We start from the raw sequence: 20,684 nt of genomic DNA on the forward strand, positions 1-20,684 counted from the left end.
TAAAAATAAGAAGAGATGAAAAAAGGATTTTGTTTTATGCTCATTGGGACCATTGTAATGGGCAGTTTATTTATAGGCTGTAATACAGATAATTCTGTTGAATGTCCTGCCGATTTTGAGGGAGCACTCACAGAGGAAGAAAACGGCTTAATCGGTACTTGGAAATTAACGGCGATACTTGCGGAAAAAGAAGTGGATATAACCAATGACAACGAGGAAAATCCTAAAAAGGATATTTTTATTCAATATTCGGAATGCGAAAGGGATTCCGATTATACCTTTGGGCCAGGCCGCGCTTATGAATTTTCACAAGGTGAAAATGCGACCAGTTGCAGTAATAAGGTTAAACTAGCTGGGACTTGGAAGCTTTCAGCTGGAACCTTAGGCTTAATTGGGAATTGTTCTTCCCAAAATTTGACTATTGTAGTTAATCCTGACAAATCAGCATATTCCATTACTTCCAATTATAATATTACAGATGTTAAGGGACTAACCATACAGACTGATGTGAAATTTACCTATACCAAGGAGGTAGTAACCCCATAGTTGATTTTAAGATAAAGAACAATATCATCCTATGAATACTTTTTTATACTGTATATCATAGGATGATATAATTATACCCCAATCTTTATAAAGGTGCTTTTGTCCTTGTTCATTGGCGGTTCAACTTCCAATGCTTTATTTTCCTTAAGTACCTTACTAAAAACAAAGGCTCCAATTTCCTTTACTGGGCTGTAGAGTTTGGATTCGTCAATAGATTCTTGTTTTACGAATCCTAATTGATTGTTGGTTCTGTCAAAAAATATCAATAATGCACCCAGGATTACGGCTACTTTTAGGGTTCCAAATATACCTCCCGCTATTTTGTTCAGTATTCCCAGCATGGCGAAATCGGCAATTTTAGTCAACAATTTCCCAGCCATATTTACAACTAGGACAATTATTATAAAGGTGATCAAAAACGAGGCAGTATTCATATATCGTTCATTCCACTCCATATTTTTGGAAAGATATTCCCCTACAATATAGGAAAAATGAATAGCGCCGTATAAGCCGGCCACAAGGGCTATTAGTGAGGCCAATTCCACAAAGAGGCCATTTCTAATTCCTTTGTATAGGCCGTAAATTAATAATAGTCCTATTATAATATCCAATACACCCATAGCTAAAAGTCTTTTGACAAATATAAAACTTTGATTTGTACCTTTGAATATTTCTATACACTTGGAGTTACTTAGTATAACATTAGGACTAATTGCAATAAATTACTATGTCGAGAGATACACAATTAAAAGATAGGTGGGAGGTTTTGGTAAAGAAATTATCATCCCAATTCGCAGATAACGATCCCATGGAATTGGATGCTATCATATATTTGGTGGGAGTTCAGGAATTGGGACAGATTCATAATACCTACAAGAAAGATGAAAAATTAAATCTAATGCATATTGCTATATGTAGGTTGTTGGAACCCTATGGTTACTATGAGTTTGATTTTTTTGATGAAGATGGCTGGCCACACTATACGATCAAGGAAGAATTGCCCCCGTTAAAGGCAGGTGAACAATCCGTATTAATGAAAGATGCCTTGGTTACCTACTTTTTGGAAAAGGATTATATTTTATAAATATGGAGCTTCATAAACCCTATTATGCCGTAATTTTTACTTCCACCAGAAACGAAGCTGATCATGGTTATAATGAAATGGCTCAACAGATGGAATTATTGGCTAAAGGGCAGATAGGATTTCTAGGCTTTGAAAGTGCCAGAGAGCAAATAGGGATCAGTGTAAGTTATTGGGATAGTTTGGGCTCCATAGCGGATTGGAAAAGACAAGCGGACCATATGTTCGCTCAAAAAAAAGGCAGGGAGGAGTGGTATAAATGGTATAAGGTCCGTATTTGTTTGGTAGAAAGGGAGTATGAATTTGGGAACGGATAGGAATCCAAATAAGGGAGCCACAACTTATAAAAGGTTGAAGCGGTTATTAGGAAAGCATCCTAAGAAGTTACTTTTTCTTTTCCTACTGTTGACTGCCTATTATTTCTGTTTGCCCAGACATTTATTTAATACACCCAATGCCACAGTTGTTGAGAGTAGGTCAGGGAAACTCTTGGGAGCGCTAATTGCGGAAGATGGGCAATGGAGGTTTCCTGTAGTGGATAGCGTGCCCCGCAAATTTGAGACTTGTATTTTAAATTTTGAAGACGCCCATTTTTTTAGTCATCCCGGCTTTAATCCAATTTCAATAAGCAAGGCTTTTGTTGCAAACATCCTTGCGGGGAAAACGGTTAGAGGAGGAAGTACCCTTACGCAACAAGTGATACGTTTATCCCGTAACCAAAAAAAAAGGTCTTATTGGGAAAAAGTCAAAGAATTGGTTTTGGCAACTAGATTGGAATTTAGATATTCCAAACAGGACATTTTAAAACTATATGCCAGTCATGCCCCATTTGGAGGAAATGTGGTGGGTCTAGAGGTGGCGGCGTGGCGATATTTTGGAATACAGCCAAGTCAATTATCCTGGGCGGAGACAGCTACCTTGGCCGTTTTGCCAAATGCACCAAGTCTAATATACCCTGGAAAAAATCAAATCAAGTTGCTTAACAAGAGAAATAGGCTACTTCAAAAATTATTGCAAAACCATTATATTGATAGCACCACTTACCAACTATCGCTACTTGAAGAATTACCTAAAAAACCATTTCCATTACCGGATACAGCACCTCATTTAGTACAGTATTTGGCAAAAAAAAGCAAAGGGAAAAGAATTTTGTCCCATTTGGATGAAAAACTACAGGTCAACATCAATACTATTATTGATAAGCATTATGAAACTTTGAAACATAATCAGGTTTTTAATGCCGCAGTTCTGGTCATGGATGTTAAGACCCGTAATGTAATTTCATATGTTGGTAACACACCAACGGATAAGGAACATGAAAAGGATGTAGACATGGTGCAAGCCAATCGCAGTACAGGAAGTGTTTTAAAGCCATTGCTGTATAGCGCTATGATGGATGCGGGAGAATTGTTGCCCGGTATGTTGGTGCCAGATGTTCCAACCCAAATAGCGGGTTACAGCCCCGAGAATTTCAGCGAAAGTTACAGTGGTGCCATTGAGGCAGACAAGGCCTTGGCAAAGTCGCTCAATATTCCAGCAGTTCGATTGTTGCAATCTTATGGCCTGGAAAAATTTAGGGACCAATTGGATTTATTCAATTTAAGGGGATTGGACAAGTCTGCCGATCATTATGGACTCACATTAATACTAGGGGGAGCGGAAAGCAATCTGTGGGATTTGTGCAAGACTTATGCCTCCTTGGCTTCAACTATAAATCATTTTAATGAAACCTCCAGTGAGTATTTCACCAAGGAATTTTCTGAGCCTATTTTAACAGTGGACTCCACAGTAGATTTTGGTTCCAGATCTAGCGCGAAAACTATTTTTGATGCCGCCAGTATTTACCTCACTTTTGAGGCTATGAAAAAGGTTAACCGACCTGAGGGAAGCGAATCCTGGGAATTTTTTGATTCTTCCAAGCAGATTGCATGGAAAACAGGCACTAGTTTTGGAAATAAGGATGCCTGGGCCATTGGGGTTACCAAAGACTATGTGGTAGGAATATGGGTAGGCAATGCAGATGGCGAAGGAAGACCAAACGTAACCGGTCTCACCAGCGCAGCTCCAATTTTATTTGATGTTTTTGACGTTTTGCCGGGATCTTCCTGGTTCCTAAAACCTGAGGATGAGTTCACGGAAATTAAAGTTTGTGCAGAAAGCGGTTACATGGCTACAGACATATGTCTTGTTGAGGTGGTATCTATACCCAACAAACAGAATTATGTTAAGGCCTGCCCTTATCATCAACTAGTCCATTTAAATCCGGAAGGCCAGTTTAGAGTTAATTCTTCCTGTGTGGATTTGTCCAAAGCGGTAATCGAATCATGGTTTGTGCTGCCTCCGTTAATGGAATTTTATTATAAAAGGGGTCATCCAACCTATAGGACGTTGCCGCCTTTTTTAGATAATTGCCGCGAAACCAACACTTCTGTAATGGAGTTTATTTATCCAAGGAATGGTAGTAGAATTACGCTGCCCACAAATTTTGAAGGCAATAAGAATGAATTAATAGTAAAGTTGGCCCATGCAATATCCGGAACACCGGTCTATTGGTTTCTGGATGAGAAATTTATCGGAGAAACCACGAACTATCATGAAAAAGGTTTAATTCCTGAAACGGGAAGGCATAGGATTACGGCAGTAGATGCTTTTGGCAATGAAGTTGTTATGACCATAACGATAGAGTAACAATTGTCCTTTGATTTTGGGGGATAATCAGCTACCTTTAATGGCATTAGTTGAAAAATAATAATTTGATCTCCATTAAAACTTTAACTTATAAAGATGACAAAAAATATTCGATTTTCTAATTTGGATAGGAGTAAAACCATTGCCAAACTTACAGAAGAGACATTTGATCTTGTAGTAATAGGTGGCGGAATTACAGGTGGTGGAATTGCCTTGGATGCTGCCTCTAGAGGTTTAAAAGTGGCCTTGGTCGAAAAAAATGATTTTGCATCTGGAACCAGTAGTAAGTCGACAAAATTGATACACGGGGGCTTACGTTATCTAAAACAATTTGATTTCTGGCTAGTAAAGGAGGTGGGTTCTGAAAGGGCTATCGTTCATAATTTGGCACCACATTTGGTGTTGCCGGAGAAAATGCTGTTGCCATTGATAGAAAATGGCTCATATGGAAAATGGCTTACCTCCATTGGTTTAAAAGTCTATGATATTTTAGCACAGGTGACAGGAGATGACAAACGTAAAATGTTGGAGAAAAAAGAAGCTCTGAAATTGGAGCCATTGTTGCCAAAAAAGATATTGAAAGGGGCGGGTTATTATGCGGAATATAGGACAGATGATGCGCGGCTAACCATGGAGACCATTAAGACGAGTTTGCACCATGGTGCTATGGCCCTAAATTATGCTGAGGTGAAGGATTTTATTTATGAGGAGGACATGGTGGCAGGGGTAAAGGTGAAGGATACAGTCTCGGATACTGAATTCTCAATTAAGTCGAAATATGTAATAAGTGCTGCTGGTCCATGGGTAGATGACCTTAGGGGAATTAATAATTCAAAAAAGGGAAAGCGCCTACATCTTACCAAAGGGGTACATTTGGTTTTTCCTTATGAAAAATTGCCAATTAAGCAATCGGTGTATTTTGATGTTCCAGATGGCCGAATGATGTTTGCAATCCCAAGGGGGAAAATTACTTATATTGGAACAACAGATACCAATTTTAACGAGAACAAGGATAATGTAAAAACGGATGTGGCCGATGCCATTTATCTAATCTCAGCCGTAAATAATATGTTTCCCAAGATAAATTTGGAAATGGAAGATATTATTTCTTCTTGGGCGGGATTACGCCCATTAATACATGAAGAAGGCAAGTCGGCCTCGGAATTATCCCGAAAAGATGAAATTTTCACTTCGGATACGGGCCTTATAAGCATTGCTGGAGGAAAACTTACGGGTTATCGTAAAATGGCGGAGCGGGTTGTGAACAGAGTAGCCAAAAAATTGGAGGAAGATTATGAGATTACAATAAAACCTTCAGATACCGAGCATATTCCATTATGTGGTAATGAATTTAAAAAGTATAAATATGTTAAGAAATATATTGCCGAAATCCATGAAAGATTAACTCCTGAGGGATTCTCAAAATACGATGCTTGGTATTTGGTCACCAATTATGGGAAACAGACGGAAACAATTTTACAATACTATGCAAAACAGAAAGAAGATGACCATGAGTTGGGAATGGCAAAAGCCGAATTAAAGTTTGTTATTGAGAATGAAATGGTGCAAACTCCTATGGATTTCTTTATACGAAGAACTGGCCGTTTGTACTTTGATATTGACAGTGTTAGAAAATTGCTAGAACCGATATTGATAGAATTCAAAACCATTTTTAAACTGGAAGATGAGGTTATTAACTCCTATAGGGCAACCTTGGAGAAGGAAATGGAGGAGCACTCCAATTTTTCACTGGATAGAATTTAGGGAATGCATTTACTCGTTAAGTGAGATTTGAATAGTCCGACGCTTGCCTGCCCATTCTGTTCTGGCAGGCGTTGAATAAATATTATAAGTAGTTTCCTTTCGATGCCTCATGGGCTTGCCCTGAGAGAATTTACGAGCATTTTTTTGGATCTACGAAACTATTTTCTATAATTAATCTAACTTTTCAGTCAGTTCCTTGAATACTTTTTTCGGACTTTTATTTTCATAAAGGATTTCGTAAACAGCATTTAAAATAGGTGTTTTCGATTTTTTATTGTGTTTTGAAGCTATTAAATAGGCACTATTGGTGGCATAATAACCTTCGGCCACCATTTTCATTTCCATCATGGCACTTTTTACGGTATACCCTTTGCCGATCATATTGCCGAACATACGGTTTCGGCTAAAAACTGAATAGCCCGTTACCAAAAGGTCTCCTAAATAGGCCGAGTCGTTTATGTTGCGTTTCATTTTATGGACTCGTTTTATAAACCGCTTCATTTCTCTTATAGAGTTGCTCATGAGTACACTTTGGAAATTATCTCCGTAGCCTAATCCGTGAGCAATACCGGCAGCAATGGCGTAAATATTCTTTAACATTGCTGCGTATTCCGTTCCAATAATATCGTCGGATATTTTAGTTTTTATATAATCACTGCTCAAATGTTTAGCCACCAATTTGGCTTTTTCGGTATCTGCACAGGCTATGGTTAAATAGGATAAACGCTCCAATGCAACTTCCTCCGCATGGCATGGCCCGGTAATGACCCCAATATTTTCGAAAGGAATATTATAGTTGATATGAAAATGTTCTCCGACTATTAAACTGGTTTCCGGTACAATGCCCTTAATGGCAGAAAAAATAATTTTGTCCTTAATATCAACTGTTAAAAGCTTCAATTCGTTTTCCAAGAAGGCGGAAGGAATGGCAAAAATCAGTACATCGGCATCAGCAACTGCTTCGTTAATGTTGTCCGTTAAGTTTAATTGTTCCGTATTAAATTCTACCGAACTCAAATAATTGGGATTATGACGCTGTGTTCTAATGTGCTCAATGGCATCCGTATTGCGCATATACCAATTTACCACATCGGTATTTTCTGTCAACATTTTAACTATAGCCGTGGCCCAGCTGCCACCGCCCAAAATAGCAAATTTCATATTATTTTTCATCTATTTAAAATTTTGTACTAACCTGAAATAGATCTTAATAAAAATTTTCTGCAAAGATCAATCGCTTTTCTACTGCCTAAAAAATTTAATTATTTCGGTTGCTGAGCAAAAATATATTTTGTTTATGCTCATTTTATTCTTTAAAACTTCGTGTTGTACGTCTATAGCCCAATAATACGGGCTCAAGTCAATTAAAAAAACTACAACGGACTATAATTGTCCTATATACAATTAGTGGAACACATTGTTAAATATAATCCATGGCAATGTAGGACTGTTTTTTGGAGATTCAAAACAAGAATTCAATCCATATGGGATTAAGTTTTGGCCCTTTTCGGGAAGGTATGTTTTTGTCTGCTTAACTGTTCTCTAATCTTGTGGTCTTGTAATATGCTGATTATGAGTGCATAAAAATAATGGCATAAAGATTGTTTTTAATGTCAATAGTAATATCAATCTTTAAAATATGAGGACTATAAAACTACTATTTGCAACTTTAACAATTGGTTTATTGGTAAGCAGCTGTTATACAGAAGTTATTATTGAGGATGAATATATAGAGGCACCCTTTGTGCATCTAAATACAGTTTTAAAATCCTATGAACTTTGGTATGTAGATATTAATGCAACTAGCGGCAATGGGGAGGTGCCTTTTTTGCAACGTGCGTTTACCATTTCTTTTAATGGAGAAATCCTTTATGCTAACAACAATTTAGTGGGAATAGGTAAAACCGGAAACGGATATGGATTGGATATTGGTTATTTCAATGCAGATAATGGAAGTTTGCAAATAGACCATGATTTAGATGGTTATTGGAATTTGGAGGTATTTGTAGTTAATAATAATACTATTGAGTTATATGATGCCAAGAGCCGGACATCTTATTTTTTAGAAGGTTACCAAAGAAATAACTTTGATTACGACATGGTATTTTATGACAATCTGCAATACCTTCTCCAGGAATATGATGTTTGGGAAAAAATAGCAACCAGTGAAGAAGGAGATCTGAACGACTTTGATTTGGAAAATTACTTACAGTTCTATAATGACGGCAACATAAACATGTTTAATTCCTCCGTAGACCCCTACGGGATGCATTTCAACGATATTTTATGGGACTATAGAGGGGAGTATTCCCTATTTGATGTATATAACGATGAAACGCTCAAAACTTTAACACTGGATTACGAATACATGGGCAATGATTACTTTGAGTTGTACGTTATTAATGATAGTACAATAGAGCTTTATCATTCCTCTAGTAAAACGGTTTATAAGTTTAGAGGAAAGGGATTTATTACCTATTTGAAGTCTGGAAAATCCCAATTGGATAAGAAAAGGACAAAAACCGAACATGGGACCATGAAAGTGGCCAGAAAAAGGAAGATATAATTATTGCCGTAGTAATTTGCGGTTCCAATATAAAGAAGTTTTTGGTTGGTTATTTTGTTAAAGACCGCCTTGGAGTAATTACCCAGGGCGGTTTTTTATTTATCATAATTCTACAGTATGCCAAAAGACTTATTCAAATTACTATTGGTATACGTATAGCGGATTATTTCAATTAATTTTCTTAAATTATGGTATTCTTCGTGACGCTAAAATATCCAGCAGATGAAATCCAAGTATACCAAGGTGAACAAAAAGAATCCACATGAGGAGATTCCGGGGAATCCTTCCACATCCACTACTAGCAAAATAATTTTGAACGACCGTAGTAACGGAGATCCCTTAAGGGTCTTGAGTGAGGAGGATTGGAAATTTTGGTTGTACAACGGGTATATTGTTGTCAAGAATGCGATTGCCAAGGACCAAGCGCAGGAAACAGCCCAATTTTTATGGGAATTTGAAGAAAAAGACCCTAAAAACGCGGACACTTGGTATAGTTCTCCAAGGGCGGAAATGAAAATGAAGGAATTAACGGGTACAGGAATGGTAGAGGTATATAACCATCAGTATCTTTGGAACAATAGGCAACAAAAGAAAATTTACGATGCTTTCGTAGATATTTGGGGAACGGAAAAACTTTGGGTAACTATTGATAGGGCTAATCTAAACTTCCCAATTCGACCAGGATTTGACCAAAGAGGTTTTATACATTGGGATTACGACCCGGAAACAAGACCCCAGAATGTGCAGGGAGTATTAGCTTTGGCAAACCAGACCGATGAAAATATGGGCGGTTTTCAATGTATTCCTTGGCTATACCGAAATTATGATACATGGAAACTAGTCCAACCTGAAGATCGGGACCACTTTAAGCCAGATGTTAGCGATCTACAGGAAAAGATCGTAAAGGTTAAGATGGAGGCTGGTGATCTTTTAATATTTAATAGTACGCAACCGCATGGGATAAGGCCAAATCGTTCTAAAGATAAAGTACGTATTGCCCAGTATATCTCTATGATGCCCGCAGAGATTGATAATGAGTCTCTTAGGGCTTGGCGGATCAATTCATGGAAAAATAGATGGGCACCAGAAGGATATGCATTTCCCGGTGACCCTAGAAATTGGGAACAGACCAAGTACAATACGGCTGAATTAAATGATTTGGGGCAGAAATTATTAGGCCTTCAATCTTGGTAATTTGTTGTAAATGTCACATTTAGGCATATCGTGGCCGTTAAAACAAGAAAATCCACTACTTTTGCGCCCTTAAAAACAAAGACGTGAAGAAGTATTTAAATCTATTCGATTTTAAACAGAAGGTAGATTATAAGAATGAAGTTTTAGCTGGGCTTACCGTAGCTATGACAATGATACCTGAGTCTCTCTCATTTGCTATTTTAGCTGGATTATCCCCTCTAACTGGGCTTTATGCAGCCTTCCTAATGGGTATCGTCACCGCCATTTTTGGAGGAAGACCAGGGATGGTTTCTGGAGGGGCAGGTGCTACCGTGGTTGTTTTAATTGCATTGGCTTCTTCTCACGGCGTGGAATATCTTTTTGCAGCCGTTGCTTTAGCCGGAGTTTTGCAATTATTAGTAGGCCTATTTAGGCTAGGGAAGTTTGTTCGCCTAATTCCGCAACCTGTTATGTACGGTTTTTTAAATGGCCTTGCAGTGATTATTTTTATGGCCCAAGTAGCTCAATTTAAAATATCTGAAAACGGTATTGATGGCTGGATGCAAGGTTCGGCATTATACATAATGGCAGGCTTGACCCTCTTGACGATTGCCATCGTAGCTGTATTACCTAAGATTACTAAAGCTGTGCCTGCTTCATTAGTAGCCATATTGATTGTATTTGGTGTAGTTTTTTTCTTTGACATAGATACCAAAAAAGTATATGATATTGCTTCTGTAAGCGGCTCCTTGCCTTCATTCCATATTCCAGATATTCCTTTTAATATGGAGACCCTTATACTTATTTTTCCATATGCATTGGTCATGGCAGGTGTTGGGCTTATTGAGTCTCTTTTAACGCTTAATATGGTAGACGAAATCACCAATACTAGAGGACAATCAAATAGAGAAGCTGCGGCACAGGGTATTGCAAATATTACCAACGGATTTTTCGGTGGTATGGGAGGATGTGCTATGGTAGCACAAACTTTGGTAAATGTGGGATCAGGAGCAAGAGCACGACTTTCCGCAATTATAGGTGCAATGACTATCTTAATAATTATTTTAGTAGGTGGACCAGTAATTGAACAAATCCCGATGGCTGCATTGGTGGGAGTGATGATGGTCGTTGCCATTGGTACTTTTGAGTGGATAAGTTTTAGAGTAATTAACAAAATGCCTAAACACGACATTTTTGTTTTGATATTGGTTGCTGTGGTTACAGTAGTGTTACACAACCTGGCCTTAGCGGTATTGATTGGCGTTATCATTTCTTCTTTGGTATTCGCTTGGGAAAGCGCTAAACGCATTAGGGCAAGAAAACATGTAGACGAAAATGGGGTAAAACATTATGAAATATACGGCCCACTTTTCTTTGGTTCCACCGCCACATTTTTAGAAAAATTTGATGTAGCCAATGACCCGGATGAGGTTGTAATAGATTTCAAGGAGAGCAAGGTGGTAGATATGTCGGCCATAGATGCGCTAAATAAAATCACTGCTCGATATGAAAAGGAAGGTAAGACATTACACCTGAGGTATCTGAGTCCTGACTGCCTAAAGCTATTGACAAATGCTGAAAGTGTTATTGAAGTAAACATTATTGAAGATCCTACTTATAGGGTAATGATTAGTAAATAACGATTAAGGCCAGAGCAATACCTCTACAGTTATTAATTAATACGCCTTTACGCCCCTCGGTATAATGGTGATAAATTGTTTTTTGATGCTATTTTACATGCCTAAAGGTATTCTGAGGCGTAAATCAGGGTTATAATATTTATGTTATAGTATAAATGTAGTTGAAACAGATTCCCTTGGATGGCCAGTACAGCTTTCATTGCATAGCCGTATTTCGATGCCCATATTTTTAAATCTACTAGGGCTTTTTCTTTGAAGTTAAATATTTAGAACCGCCACAACTAGGTAATTATACATGTATCCATGATTGAAGACCCCACCTATAAAGAGGAAGTGGATAAGTTTTAATATTTATAAATAATACATAAAATGAAAAGCGTTTGTAACAATCCAAGATTGCTGCAAACGCTTTTTAATATGTAGTAGTGTTGAATACTATAAAGTCCTTAAATACTCGGCAACCGCACGTGTATCTTCCTCAGAAAGATTCTGGTTTAGCATAACGGCATTGTTATACTCTTTTAACAAGGCTTTTGCTATAGGATCTTCTTTAAGCATACCATCAGGGTTCATAATCATATTCATTACCCATTCTGGACTTCTTCTCTCAAAAACACCTTTTAGTGCAGGGCCAATTAAACGTTGCTCCACCATATGGCATGCCACGCAAATGGTACTAAATGTTTTTTGTCCTTTTGCAGCTAGTTCAGTATCTATTGCCTCTGCAAAATTTACAGATTTAATAGGTCCAACACCTTTATTGCTCATGTCTACAGGCACACCCTCACTAACAGGTTCAGCTTTCACTTCTTTTTTAGCTCGGTTCATTTCAAAACCTTCCTTCTTTTCTTCTTTTTTTTCGCCGCAGCTAAGAATCAATCCAGCTAAGGCCAAAGGGATAAATAATTTTCTCATCGTTTTAGTATATTATTTTACGAAGATAGCAAATAGATTATTTTAATATAATTCTTCAACGAATTTTAATGCTTTTTTTTCGGTATAAGTGATATTTTTTTGGTCATAAAACCCTACATGGCCTCCGTACAATGGCTGTTCAAATTGTACTGATTCATTTTGTCGCGCTTCTATGGAAGGGTAACACTTGTCGCCTAAAAAGGAATCATTTTTCGCGTTAATAATCAGTGTGGGTGTGTTAATTGCATGGAGAAATTGTAACGAACTGGACTTTTGGTAATAATCAAGGGCATTTTTAAATCCATGTGCCCTACTGGTATAGATGTCATCAAAATCTTTTAAGGTGTTTATTTTTGCAATATCCGCATCGCTTATACTCTTTGGAAACAGAATTTTTTTTGACTGCAGTTTTTCCACAAGACGCTTTTTAAACCGTTGGGCATACATTATATTTTTGGGTTTTAAAAGTTCTATCAAGGAACTATGTAAATTGACGGGGGCAGATACAGCGATCGCCCCTTTTATTTCATTTGGAAGCGATCTACCTTCTCCCAAGTACTTTAAAATCATATTGCCACCTAAACTAAATCCCTTTAAATAAATACGGGTATATTTTTTTTCTTTTAGGATGTAATTTATTACGGCTTCCAAATCTTCTGTTGCACCAGAATGATAAGATCGGAAAAGGCGATTTGTTTCACCGCTACATCCTCTATAATTAACCGCACAGGCATCGATGCCAAAAGTATTGAATTGCTTTGCACTACCAGTAATATAAGGGCGTTGCGCATTGCCTTCCAAACCATGTAAAAGTATTACTACTTCAGAAGATGGTGTGGCAGCATAGCTCCAATCCAAATCCATAAAATCCCCATCGCTAAGTTCTATTCTTTCGCGTTCTTGAACAAGACCAATTACTTTCCTTATTATCCCTGAATAGATAGTGGAAAAATGTCCATTTTTAAAAAGAAAAGGTGGGTTGTAATTGGAGGGAATTATAGGCATTGAAGTTTTTCTATATAAGAATTGTTAATTTATTAAAATGTAATTACAAGATAAGGTAATCCGTTAAGTATTAAAAATGGAAATAATTAGACCTTAGAAAGGGTTGTATTATATGGGCATAAATTTTTGAATTTGTTGGTTATATTCCTTAAATTCTATTCAATTCATCATTATTATAAGTTATAAGTAGGAAATAGTCAAATAATTAATGGCAGTTTAAACATATTTTTATATTTTCGTTAACGTTAACGAAAATTAATTAACGAAAATTATGGCTAATAGAAAATCGACCAACTTGTGCTTGGTATTACTGCTTCATTTTACATTTTTCTTTACTTCTGCCCAAGATGGCTGGGAAATGCTATTTAATGGAAAGGACTTCTCCAATTTTGAACAATTGAACGGAAATGCAAAATATAAGATCGAAAAGGGGGAAATGGTAGGTACTTCCAGATTAAATACGCCCAATAGTTTTATGGCTACAAAAAAGGCCTATGGCGATTTCATTCTGGAATTTGATGTATATGTAGAAAATGGACTTAATTCCGGAGTTCAATTTAGAAGTCTGAGCTCTCCTGAATATAATGACGGTAGGGTACATGGATACCAATGTGAAATTGAAACCAGTGACAGAAAATGGGCTGGTGGGGTTTATGATGAGGCCCGTAGAGGTTGGCTATATCCCTTGTCTAGAAATGTTCAAGGACAGAATGCTTTTAAAGCCGGGGAATGGAACCACTATAGAATAGAGGCTATTGGTCAAAACATTAGGACATGGGTAAATGGAGTCCAATGTGCCAACCTAGTGGATGATGTTACCGCAAAAGGATTTATAGCTTTTCAGGTGCATTCTATCCATAATGAAAGTCTGGAAGGTAAAATAGTAAAATGGAAGAACATTAGGATCAAGACCTCCGACTTGGAGAAGGAGCGTAAGCAGGTAGCTGTATATGCCCCGGAAATAAGCTACTTGAATAATCAGCTTACCTCTGATGAAATAAGAAAAGGATGGCGATTATTGTGGGACGGAAAAACTTCTGAAGGCTGGCGAGGTGCCAAATTGAATGCGTTTCCAGAGAAAGGCTGGAATATGCAAGATGGAACACTAAGTGTTCTGTCATCTGATGGAGCCGAATCCAGGAATGGGGGTGATATTGTAACTACATCGGCGTATAGTAATTTTGAATTAAGTGTAGATTTCAAATTGACCGAAGGAGCCAATAGCGGCATTAAATATTTTGTTGATCCAGGCCTTAATATGAGTGAAGGTTCTGCCATAGGCCTTGAATTTCAAATCCTTGACGATAAAGTGCATCCTGATGCCAAAAAGGGTCATAATGGCAATAGGACCGTAGGGTCTTTATACGATCTGATTCGGGCAGAGAACTTCGAAAATTCAAGAGGCAAGAATTTTAATGGCATTGATAAATGGAACAATGCACGTATCGTTGTCAAGGATGGCCATGTTGAACATTGGCTTAATAATGTGAAGGTCGTGGAATTTGACAGGTTTAGCCAGACATTTAAAGCCTTGGTTGAAAAAAGCAAGTACGAGAAATGGGAAAATTTCGGAACAATTCCGGCAGGTATGATCCTATTGCAAGATCATGGGGACCATGTTTCCTTTAGAAGTATAAAAGTAAGGGAGTTCTAAATTAGGTTTAATTTTAAAATATAGATCATGAGCGAAGGACGTAGAAATTTTATTAAGAAAACGGCATTGGCCTCTGGTGGAATAGCCTTAGGTGTTAATTCCATGAGTGCTAAGAGTTACAATAAAATCATCGGTGCAAACGATCGAGTAAGGGTGGGTATCGCAGGGTTTTCGAATAGAGTAAAAGGGGCCTTGATACCGGCATTTTTGGGCCACCACAAAAAACAGAACTTTGAAATTGTAGGGGTTTCGGATATTTGGAACCGTAGAAGGGACGAAGGCGCTGCTTACCTTAAGGAAAAAACAGGAGAGAAAGTCAAGGTTTGGAGAAACCATGATGAAATGTATGATGAAAATAAAATTGATGCTGTTATAATCTCTACCCCAGATTTTCAACATGCGCTGCATACCGTTCAAGCGGCCAATGCCAAAAAAGATATTTATGTGGAAAAACCATTTGCTGAAACCATGGATGATGCAAGGGTGGGTAAAAAGGCCGTCCAAGATTCAGGAATAGTGTTTCAAATTGGTTCCCAAAGACGAAGTGGTCGTAATTACCATGCAGCCAACGATTATATTAAGTCTGGTAAATTTGGTGATATCGTCATGGTGGAAATGAGTTGGAATGTTAACCAGCCGGATAGATGGCGCTTGCCTCAACTCACCAGTGAAATTAAGGAGTCGGATACCGATTGGAAACGTTATTTGTTAAACCGACCTTACGAAGCCTGGGATCCCAGAAAGTATCTGGAATATCGATTATTCTGGCCTTTTTCCTCTGGAATTCCAGGGCAATGGATGTCCCATCAGATAGATACTGTTCACTGGTTTACAGGATTAAATCATCCCAGAAGTGTTGCAGCGAATGGTGGAATTTATCTTTGGAAAGATGGAAGAAAAAATTACGACACCATGACGGCAGTATTCGATTACGGCCCATCAGATGATATGTCCAAAGGTTTCCAAGTGGTATATTCCTCAAGGTTTACCAATTCTGCAGGCGGTACCAAGGAAATTTATTATTCCAATGGCGGAGAATTAAACTTGGACACCAATAAGGTTAGTCCAAATGGAGGATTGAATGCTTCCCACGCCAACAAAATGGGTATGGAGGCAAATCAATTACAAGAATTTGATCTATCAGAAAGTGCTACACAGGTGGTTACCTCTGCTGATACAGGAGCTGATGATATGACCTCTTTGCATATGTTGAATTGGATGGAATGTGTTAGGAGTCGCAAGGAAACAAATGGAACGATAGAGGCAGCTTATAATCACTCTATTGCCAATATAATGACAACTGCAGCCTTGAGGACAGGATTGAAATCCACTTTTGATGAAAAGGCTCAAAATGTTTTGGCTGGAGACAAAGTGTTCAAGTATTGATCTCAGGATATTCCATATTTTAAAGCAGATAGAAGGCTTGAAGTGTTTAAGGTAATTGATTTTTGTGATAGTTGAATGTACTATGGTTAATGGCCATATACCGTGCTCTTATTGTAGTCAATTCATACAAGGGAAGAAATAGAAATACACTTTAAGAAGATATTTTTGGGTGGGCTTTAAACCAATGCATTTTGTAATTTTGGTGTTATCATTTTTTGCCCTTCATTGTTAAATTAAGATATTCCCTGTATATGGATAACCTTATAGGAATTAAGCAAATTGCCAAGTTGGCCAATGTTTCCATTGGAACGGTGGATAGGGTGTTGCATAATAGGGATGGGGTTTCCAAGGCAACTCGCGAAAAGATAAAAGCCATAATAAAGGAAACTGGATATAAAAAAAACACAGTAGCTAGTCGCCTTAATTTGGCTGCTCGTAAGAAATTGAAAATTGCCGTGCTTATCCCTGAAGTTTCTAAGAATTGGAGTTATTGGGATCTTCCCAAAAAGGGTATTGATAAGGCTGTAGAGGAATTGAGTGAGATGGGTATTTTAGTCTCCTACTATTACTTTACGGATCCTTTTTCCTTCATAAAAATGGGTGACATCATTTTAAATAATAAATACGACGCTGTGGTTACGGTGCCATTTTTCATGGTGGAGAGTAATAATCTTTTAAGCAAGGCCAAGGGAGATAATATACCAATAGTATTTTTGGATACTGAGGTAAAGCTAGATTATCCATCCTATTTTATTCGGCAGGACTCGCACATTGCAGGTAAAGTGGCCGGAAGGCTCCTGCATGGACTAGTTGGTAATGACGGACTTTATTTTGTTGTCAATATCGTTACCGAGAGAGGCTTACATGCCAATAATCAACAAAGGGAAAATGGATTCAGGGAATTTTTTAAAACAAATTTCAAGGATAGTGATATTTCCATTTTTACCATTAATCAACCTGTAGATAGGCCTTTTGAAATCAATTCCGAAATTGAAAGCTGGTTTAGTGATCAAAGGCCAAAAGGGATTTTTGTAACAAATGCAAGGTCTTATTTAATACCCGATATACTTAAGGCCCATAATGTTTCCAACGTGTCGGTTGTTGGTTTTGATTTACAAGAGGACAACCTTAAATGTCTCAGAAATAAAGAGATTGATTTTCTGATCAATCAAAAACCCGAATTTCAGGGCTATACCGCCATCAAAGGATTGTTCAAATTTCTTACTGAACAGGATCCTTCGGATTTAAATATGGATGTCCCAGTAGAAATTATTGTTCAAGAAAATTGCAATTTGCTGTAGCCCTTGTTTTATATGGATTAACTGAGAAAGCTGGCTTAGGTTCAGTCCTATAAAATATAAAAACAATGGTCGAAGCAATTCCTACTTAGGGTAGGTATCCAATACTTTTATTTGTTCCTGTATTGCCGTTTTAAATTCGGATTTTAAATTTGCTACTAATTCTGAAACCGGTTCAACGTTATCTATTGTTGTGACGCCCTGACCAGCAGACCAAATTGTTTTCCACGCCTTGGCTTCCGTATTCAGCTCCTTTCCAAAATCGATTTTGGTGTCTTTTTTTAGATCTTCTTCTGTAATTCCAGCCGCTTTTAAACTAGCGCCCAAAAAGTTGGCGTGAACTCCGGATATTGACGCAGTATAGACCACATCGCTTGCTCCGGAATCGATAATCATTTTACGATATTCTTCAGGTGCCCGGCTTTCTTTGGTGTTTATAAAACGAGTGCCCATGTAGGCTAAATCCGCACCCATTTGCATTGCTGAGGCTATATCCCTCCCTGTACTGATACAACCCGAAAGCAATATAGTCTTGTCGTAGAATTTTTTGACTTCGGCAATTAAGGACATGGGATTTATAGTACCCGCGTGTCCTCCTGCGCCAGCGGCAACTAAAATTAATCCGTCCACACCTGCTTCTGAGGCCTTTTCTGCATGTCTCTTTTTAATGATATCATGGAAGACAAGGCCACCATAACTATGGATGGCATCTACTACCTTGGCCACCGCACCCAGAGAAGTAATAATTAAAGGGACTTTATGTTTTATACAAATTTTTAAATCGGCTTCTAATCGTGGATTGGTTGGGTGGACTATTAGATTTACTCCATAAGGGGCGGCTTTCTTTCCAGTTTCCTCCTCATATCTCTTTAATTCGGTTTTAATCTCAATAAGCCATTCCTCAAAACCTTCCGTTGTACGTTGATTAAGTGCAGGAAAAGTACCTACTATTCCGTTCTTGCAGCATTCGATGACCAATTGGGGGCCAGATATCAGGAACATGGGAGCCGCTACTACAGGTAGTGAAAGGTCTTTTATAAAGGCTGCTTTGTTGCTCATTTCGGTAATGGATTTAAAGAATTAAAAATAATCTGATATGCCAAAAATGGAAACAAAAATATCTATTGTTTGCAAAAAATAGTACTTTTGAAATTATTATGCATGCATAATAATTTCAAAAGTACAAAAATAAAAGTATGTATATAAAAGAATTCGAAATTCGTTGGAGCGACGTGGATGCCAATCGTCACATGGCCAATTCGGCCTATTTAAATTTCATGAGCCATACGAGGATGTCATTTTTGTTGGAACTAGGGTTTAACCAAAAGACAATGTCACAGCATAATATTGGACCAGTGGTATTCCATGAACATGTTTATTATTTTAAGGAAGCATTTTTAGGGAAGCCTGTAAAAGTTTCCTTGGAGTTGGTAGGATTGAGTGCCAATGGAATGTTTTTTGAATTCCATCATAATTTTTATGATGGAAACGGAAAGAATTTTGCCCACTGTCAGATTATGGGAGCATGGATAGATTTAAAGACAAGAAGTTTGACCGGTTTGGGGGCGGAGTTTCTGGCGGCTTTTAACAAGGTTCCGAAGGGAAACACATTTAAAGTACTTACCAAAGAGGATACACGAAAACTTTCGGTGCGCCCTAAGGACTTGGTCTAACTTGTTTGCTTACCAAGTAGACCCCTATCAATACCAGAACTATCGCAAGTAGCTTAATTAAAGTGAGATGGTCTTTTCCAGAAGCAATGGCAAATATGATACCTATTAATGGTTGTAGGTACATAAAAACACCTACTGTCGAGGCCTTTAATTGGGTCAAGGCAAAAACATTGAACAAATAGGTTAAAAAAGTAGTTCCAATAATTACAAAGGCAATAGCTCCAATAGCTTCCACAGGAAGCTGCCCCCATTGTATTTCTGTAAATTCGGAGTACGTTATTGGAAGGGTTATGATGAGCCCAATTCCGAACATCCATTTCATGAGGGTAAAAGGATGGTATTTTTCCAATAGCTTTTTTACTAAAATAAGGTACAGTCCATAGGAAGTGGCATTCACAATAAACAACATGTTTCCCAAAGGAATATTGCTGGCATCCTGTCTAATTTCTGCTCCAAATAGGATTAAGGCCAATGCCCCTATTAGGCCCAAAAAAACACCAATTCCTCTCTGAATGGTGATTTTCTCCTTGATAAATAGCGCTGATAATATGACAACAAGTATGGGGGTAATGGTTATGAGTACTGCACTATTGATCGGAGTGGAAAGGTCCAAACCTTTAAAGAACGATAGCATATTGATGCCCATACCGAAGAAGGCACACACCAACAATCTGCTCCAATCCCCTCGTTCCAATTTTTCTCTAGGCCCAAAAAAGGAAATACCCCAAAACAACAATGTTGCCCCAAAAAGCCTGAGGAAAATAAATCCAAAAGGTTTAACATATATAGGCATTACACCTTTGGCTATGGTGTGGTTTATACCATAGATGGTGGTAGCCCCCAAGGCGGCCAAGATGGCAAGGGTTCGTCTACTCACGAATTTAATTTTGCTTTGGCCTCTGCCACAACAGCTTTACTATTTCCAACAAAAATAAGGTCGTCCATGAGTATAACGGGGCGTTTTAAAAAGGTATAGTGTTCAAGAATTAGAGCTTTGAAGTCGTCCTCAGTAAGATTTTGTTCCTTCAGATTTCGTTCTTTATAGAGTCGGGCACGCTTACTAAACAAGCTCTCATAGCTCCCGGATAAACTTGCCATATATTCCAGTTGTTTAGGGGTAATGGCTTCGGTTTTTATGTCTTGAAGTGTAAAACTGCTGGGGGCCTCCAATTCCTTCAATATCCTTTGGCAGGTATCACAAGTGCTCAGGTGAAATATCTTTTTCATTTTTGTAAATCTCTTTCTCTGTATATTATTTAGTATACAAAGAAACCCAATTACGTTGAATTGTACTA

At 37.9% G+C, this 20,684-nt stretch carries 19 protein-coding genes; 12 read left to right on the forward strand and 7 right to left on the reverse strand.

The window, feature by feature from the left end; genetic code table 11:
* The first annotated feature begins 15 nt into the window (after positions 1-15).
* On the forward strand, positions 16-546 hold the full coding sequence (locus CWD90_RS06785) for a DUF5004 domain-containing protein (RefSeq protein ID WP_103475185.1): 531 nt from the start codon (positions 16-18) through the stop codon (positions 544-546).
* 71 nt (positions 547-617) lie between these two features.
* On the opposite strand, the gene CWD90_RS06790 is transcribed toward CWD90_RS06785, so the two are convergent.
* Entirely contained in the window at positions 618-1,166 is a 549-nt protein-coding gene (locus CWD90_RS06790) for a CvpA family protein (RefSeq protein WP_103475186.1), read from the reverse strand.
* A gap of 107 nt (positions 1,167-1,273) precedes the next feature.
* Here CWD90_RS06790 and CWD90_RS06795 point away from each other — a divergent pair, with 107 nt between their 5' ends.
* The 4 genes from CWD90_RS06795 to CWD90_RS06810 all read left to right on the forward strand — a co-directional run bounded on the left by CWD90_RS06795 (position 1,274) and on the right by CWD90_RS06810 (position 6,079).
* Positions 1,274-1,630, forward strand: a complete 357-nt coding sequence (locus CWD90_RS06795) for a hypothetical protein (protein ID WP_103475187.1) — start codon at positions 1,274-1,276, stop codon at positions 1,628-1,630.
* A 2-nt stretch (positions 1,631-1,632) separates the two neighbouring features.
* Complete coding sequence (locus CWD90_RS06800; protein ID WP_103475188.1) at positions 1,633-1,944, forward strand: antibiotic biosynthesis monooxygenase family protein; 312 nt, start codon at positions 1,633-1,635, stop codon at positions 1,942-1,944.
* Complete coding sequence (gene pbpC, locus CWD90_RS06805; RefSeq protein WP_103475189.1) at positions 1,925-4,315, forward strand: penicillin-binding protein 1C; 2,391 nt, start codon at positions 1,925-1,927, stop codon at positions 4,313-4,315. The genes CWD90_RS06800 and pbpC overlap by 20 nt, the downstream gene beginning before the upstream one ends.
* 96 nt (positions 4,316-4,411) lie before the next feature.
* A complete protein-coding gene (locus CWD90_RS06810) occupies positions 4,412-6,079 on the forward strand; it encodes a glycerol-3-phosphate dehydrogenase/oxidase (protein ID WP_103475190.1) in 1,668 nt (555 codons plus the stop codon).
* Between the two features lie 171 nt (positions 6,080-6,250).
* Here CWD90_RS06810 and CWD90_RS06815 read toward each other — a convergent pair whose 3' ends face one another.
* Positions 6,251-7,252: an NAD(P)H-dependent glycerol-3-phosphate dehydrogenase gene (locus CWD90_RS06815; RefSeq protein ID WP_103475191.1), complete on the reverse strand. Its 1,002-nt coding sequence runs from the start codon at positions 7,250-7,252 to the stop codon at positions 6,251-6,253.
* A gap of 466 nt (positions 7,253-7,718) precedes the next feature.
* Between CWD90_RS06815 and CWD90_RS06820 the strand changes: the two genes are divergently transcribed.
* The 3 genes from CWD90_RS06820 (at position 7,719) to CWD90_RS06830 (ending at position 11,458) form a co-directional block, all read left to right on the forward strand.
* Entirely contained in the window at positions 7,719-8,645 is a 927-nt protein-coding gene (locus CWD90_RS06820; protein WP_103475192.1) for a nicotinic acid mononucleotide adenyltransferase, read from the forward strand.
* 222 nt (positions 8,646-8,867) lie between these two features.
* On the forward strand, positions 8,868-9,839 hold the full coding sequence (locus tag CWD90_RS06825; RefSeq protein ID WP_103475193.1) for a phytanoyl-CoA dioxygenase family protein: 972 nt from the start codon (positions 8,868-8,870) through the stop codon (positions 9,837-9,839).
* An 83-nt stretch (positions 9,840-9,922) separates the two neighbouring features.
* Positions 9,923-11,458 carry a SulP family inorganic anion transporter gene (locus CWD90_RS06830; RefSeq protein ID WP_103475194.1) on the forward strand — a complete coding sequence of 512 codons (1,536 nt, stop codon included), beginning with the start codon at positions 9,923-9,925 and terminating at the stop codon, positions 11,456-11,458.
* A gap of 435 nt (positions 11,459-11,893) precedes the next feature.
* Here the strand turns inward: CWD90_RS06830 and CWD90_RS06835 are convergent, their stop codons facing one another.
* Complete coding sequence (locus CWD90_RS06835) at positions 11,894-12,373, reverse strand: c-type cytochrome (RefSeq protein ID WP_103475195.1); 480 nt, start codon at positions 12,371-12,373, stop codon at positions 11,894-11,896.
* A gap of 42 nt (positions 12,374-12,415) precedes the next feature.
* Entirely contained in the window at positions 12,416-13,378 is a 963-nt protein-coding gene (locus CWD90_RS06840; protein WP_103475196.1) for a YheT family hydrolase, read from the reverse strand.
* 271 nt (positions 13,379-13,649) lie between these two features.
* Here CWD90_RS06840 and CWD90_RS06845 point away from each other — a divergent pair, with 271 nt between their 5' ends.
* The 3 genes from CWD90_RS06845 to CWD90_RS06855 all read left to right on the forward strand — a co-directional run bounded on the left by CWD90_RS06845 (position 13,650) and on the right by CWD90_RS06855 (position 17,719).
* Positions 13,650-15,032 carry a 3-keto-disaccharide hydrolase gene (locus tag CWD90_RS06845; protein ID WP_103475197.1) on the forward strand — a complete coding sequence of 461 codons (1,383 nt, stop codon included), beginning with the start codon at positions 13,650-13,652 and terminating at the stop codon, positions 15,030-15,032.
* 27 nt (positions 15,033-15,059) lie between these two features.
* Positions 15,060-16,418, forward strand: a complete 1,359-nt coding sequence (locus CWD90_RS06850; RefSeq protein WP_103475198.1) for a Gfo/Idh/MocA family protein — start codon at positions 15,060-15,062, stop codon at positions 16,416-16,418.
* A 251-nt stretch (positions 16,419-16,669) separates the two neighbouring features.
* Positions 16,670-17,719, forward strand: a complete 1,050-nt coding sequence (locus CWD90_RS06855) for a substrate-binding domain-containing protein (protein WP_103475199.1) — start codon at positions 16,670-16,672, stop codon at positions 17,717-17,719.
* An 81-nt stretch (positions 17,720-17,800) separates the two neighbouring features.
* On the opposite strand, the gene CWD90_RS06860 is transcribed toward CWD90_RS06855, so the two are convergent.
* Positions 17,801-18,775, reverse strand: a complete 975-nt coding sequence (locus CWD90_RS06860) for an NAD(P)H-dependent flavin oxidoreductase (protein WP_103475200.1) — start codon at positions 18,773-18,775, stop codon at positions 17,801-17,803.
* Between the two features lie 137 nt (positions 18,776-18,912).
* Here CWD90_RS06860 and CWD90_RS06865 point away from each other — a divergent pair, with 137 nt between their 5' ends.
* The gene (locus CWD90_RS06865; protein ID WP_103475201.1) at positions 18,913-19,389 is read left to right on the forward strand and encodes an acyl-CoA thioesterase; all 477 of its coding nucleotides are present in this window, start codon (positions 18,913-18,915) and stop codon (positions 19,387-19,389) included.
* Here the strand turns inward: CWD90_RS06865 and CWD90_RS06870 are convergent.
* A complete protein-coding gene (locus tag CWD90_RS06870) occupies positions 19,373-20,266 on the reverse strand; it encodes a DMT family transporter (protein ID WP_103475202.1) in 894 nt (297 codons plus the stop codon). The genes CWD90_RS06865 and CWD90_RS06870 overlap by 17 nt on opposite strands.
* Positions 20,263-20,616 (reverse strand): arsenate reductase family protein, encoded by a 354-nt coding sequence (locus CWD90_RS06875; RefSeq protein WP_103475203.1) that lies wholly within the window; start codon positions 20,614-20,616, stop codon positions 20,263-20,265. The genes CWD90_RS06870 and CWD90_RS06875 overlap by 4 nt, the downstream gene beginning before the upstream one ends.
* Positions 20,617-20,684 lie beyond the last annotated feature (68 nt).

Origin of the sequence: Arenibacter catalasegens, assembly GCF_002909235.1 — a bacterium.
Classification (GTDB): Bacteria; Bacteroidota; Bacteroidia; order Flavobacteriales; family Flavobacteriaceae; genus Arenibacter; species Arenibacter catalasegens.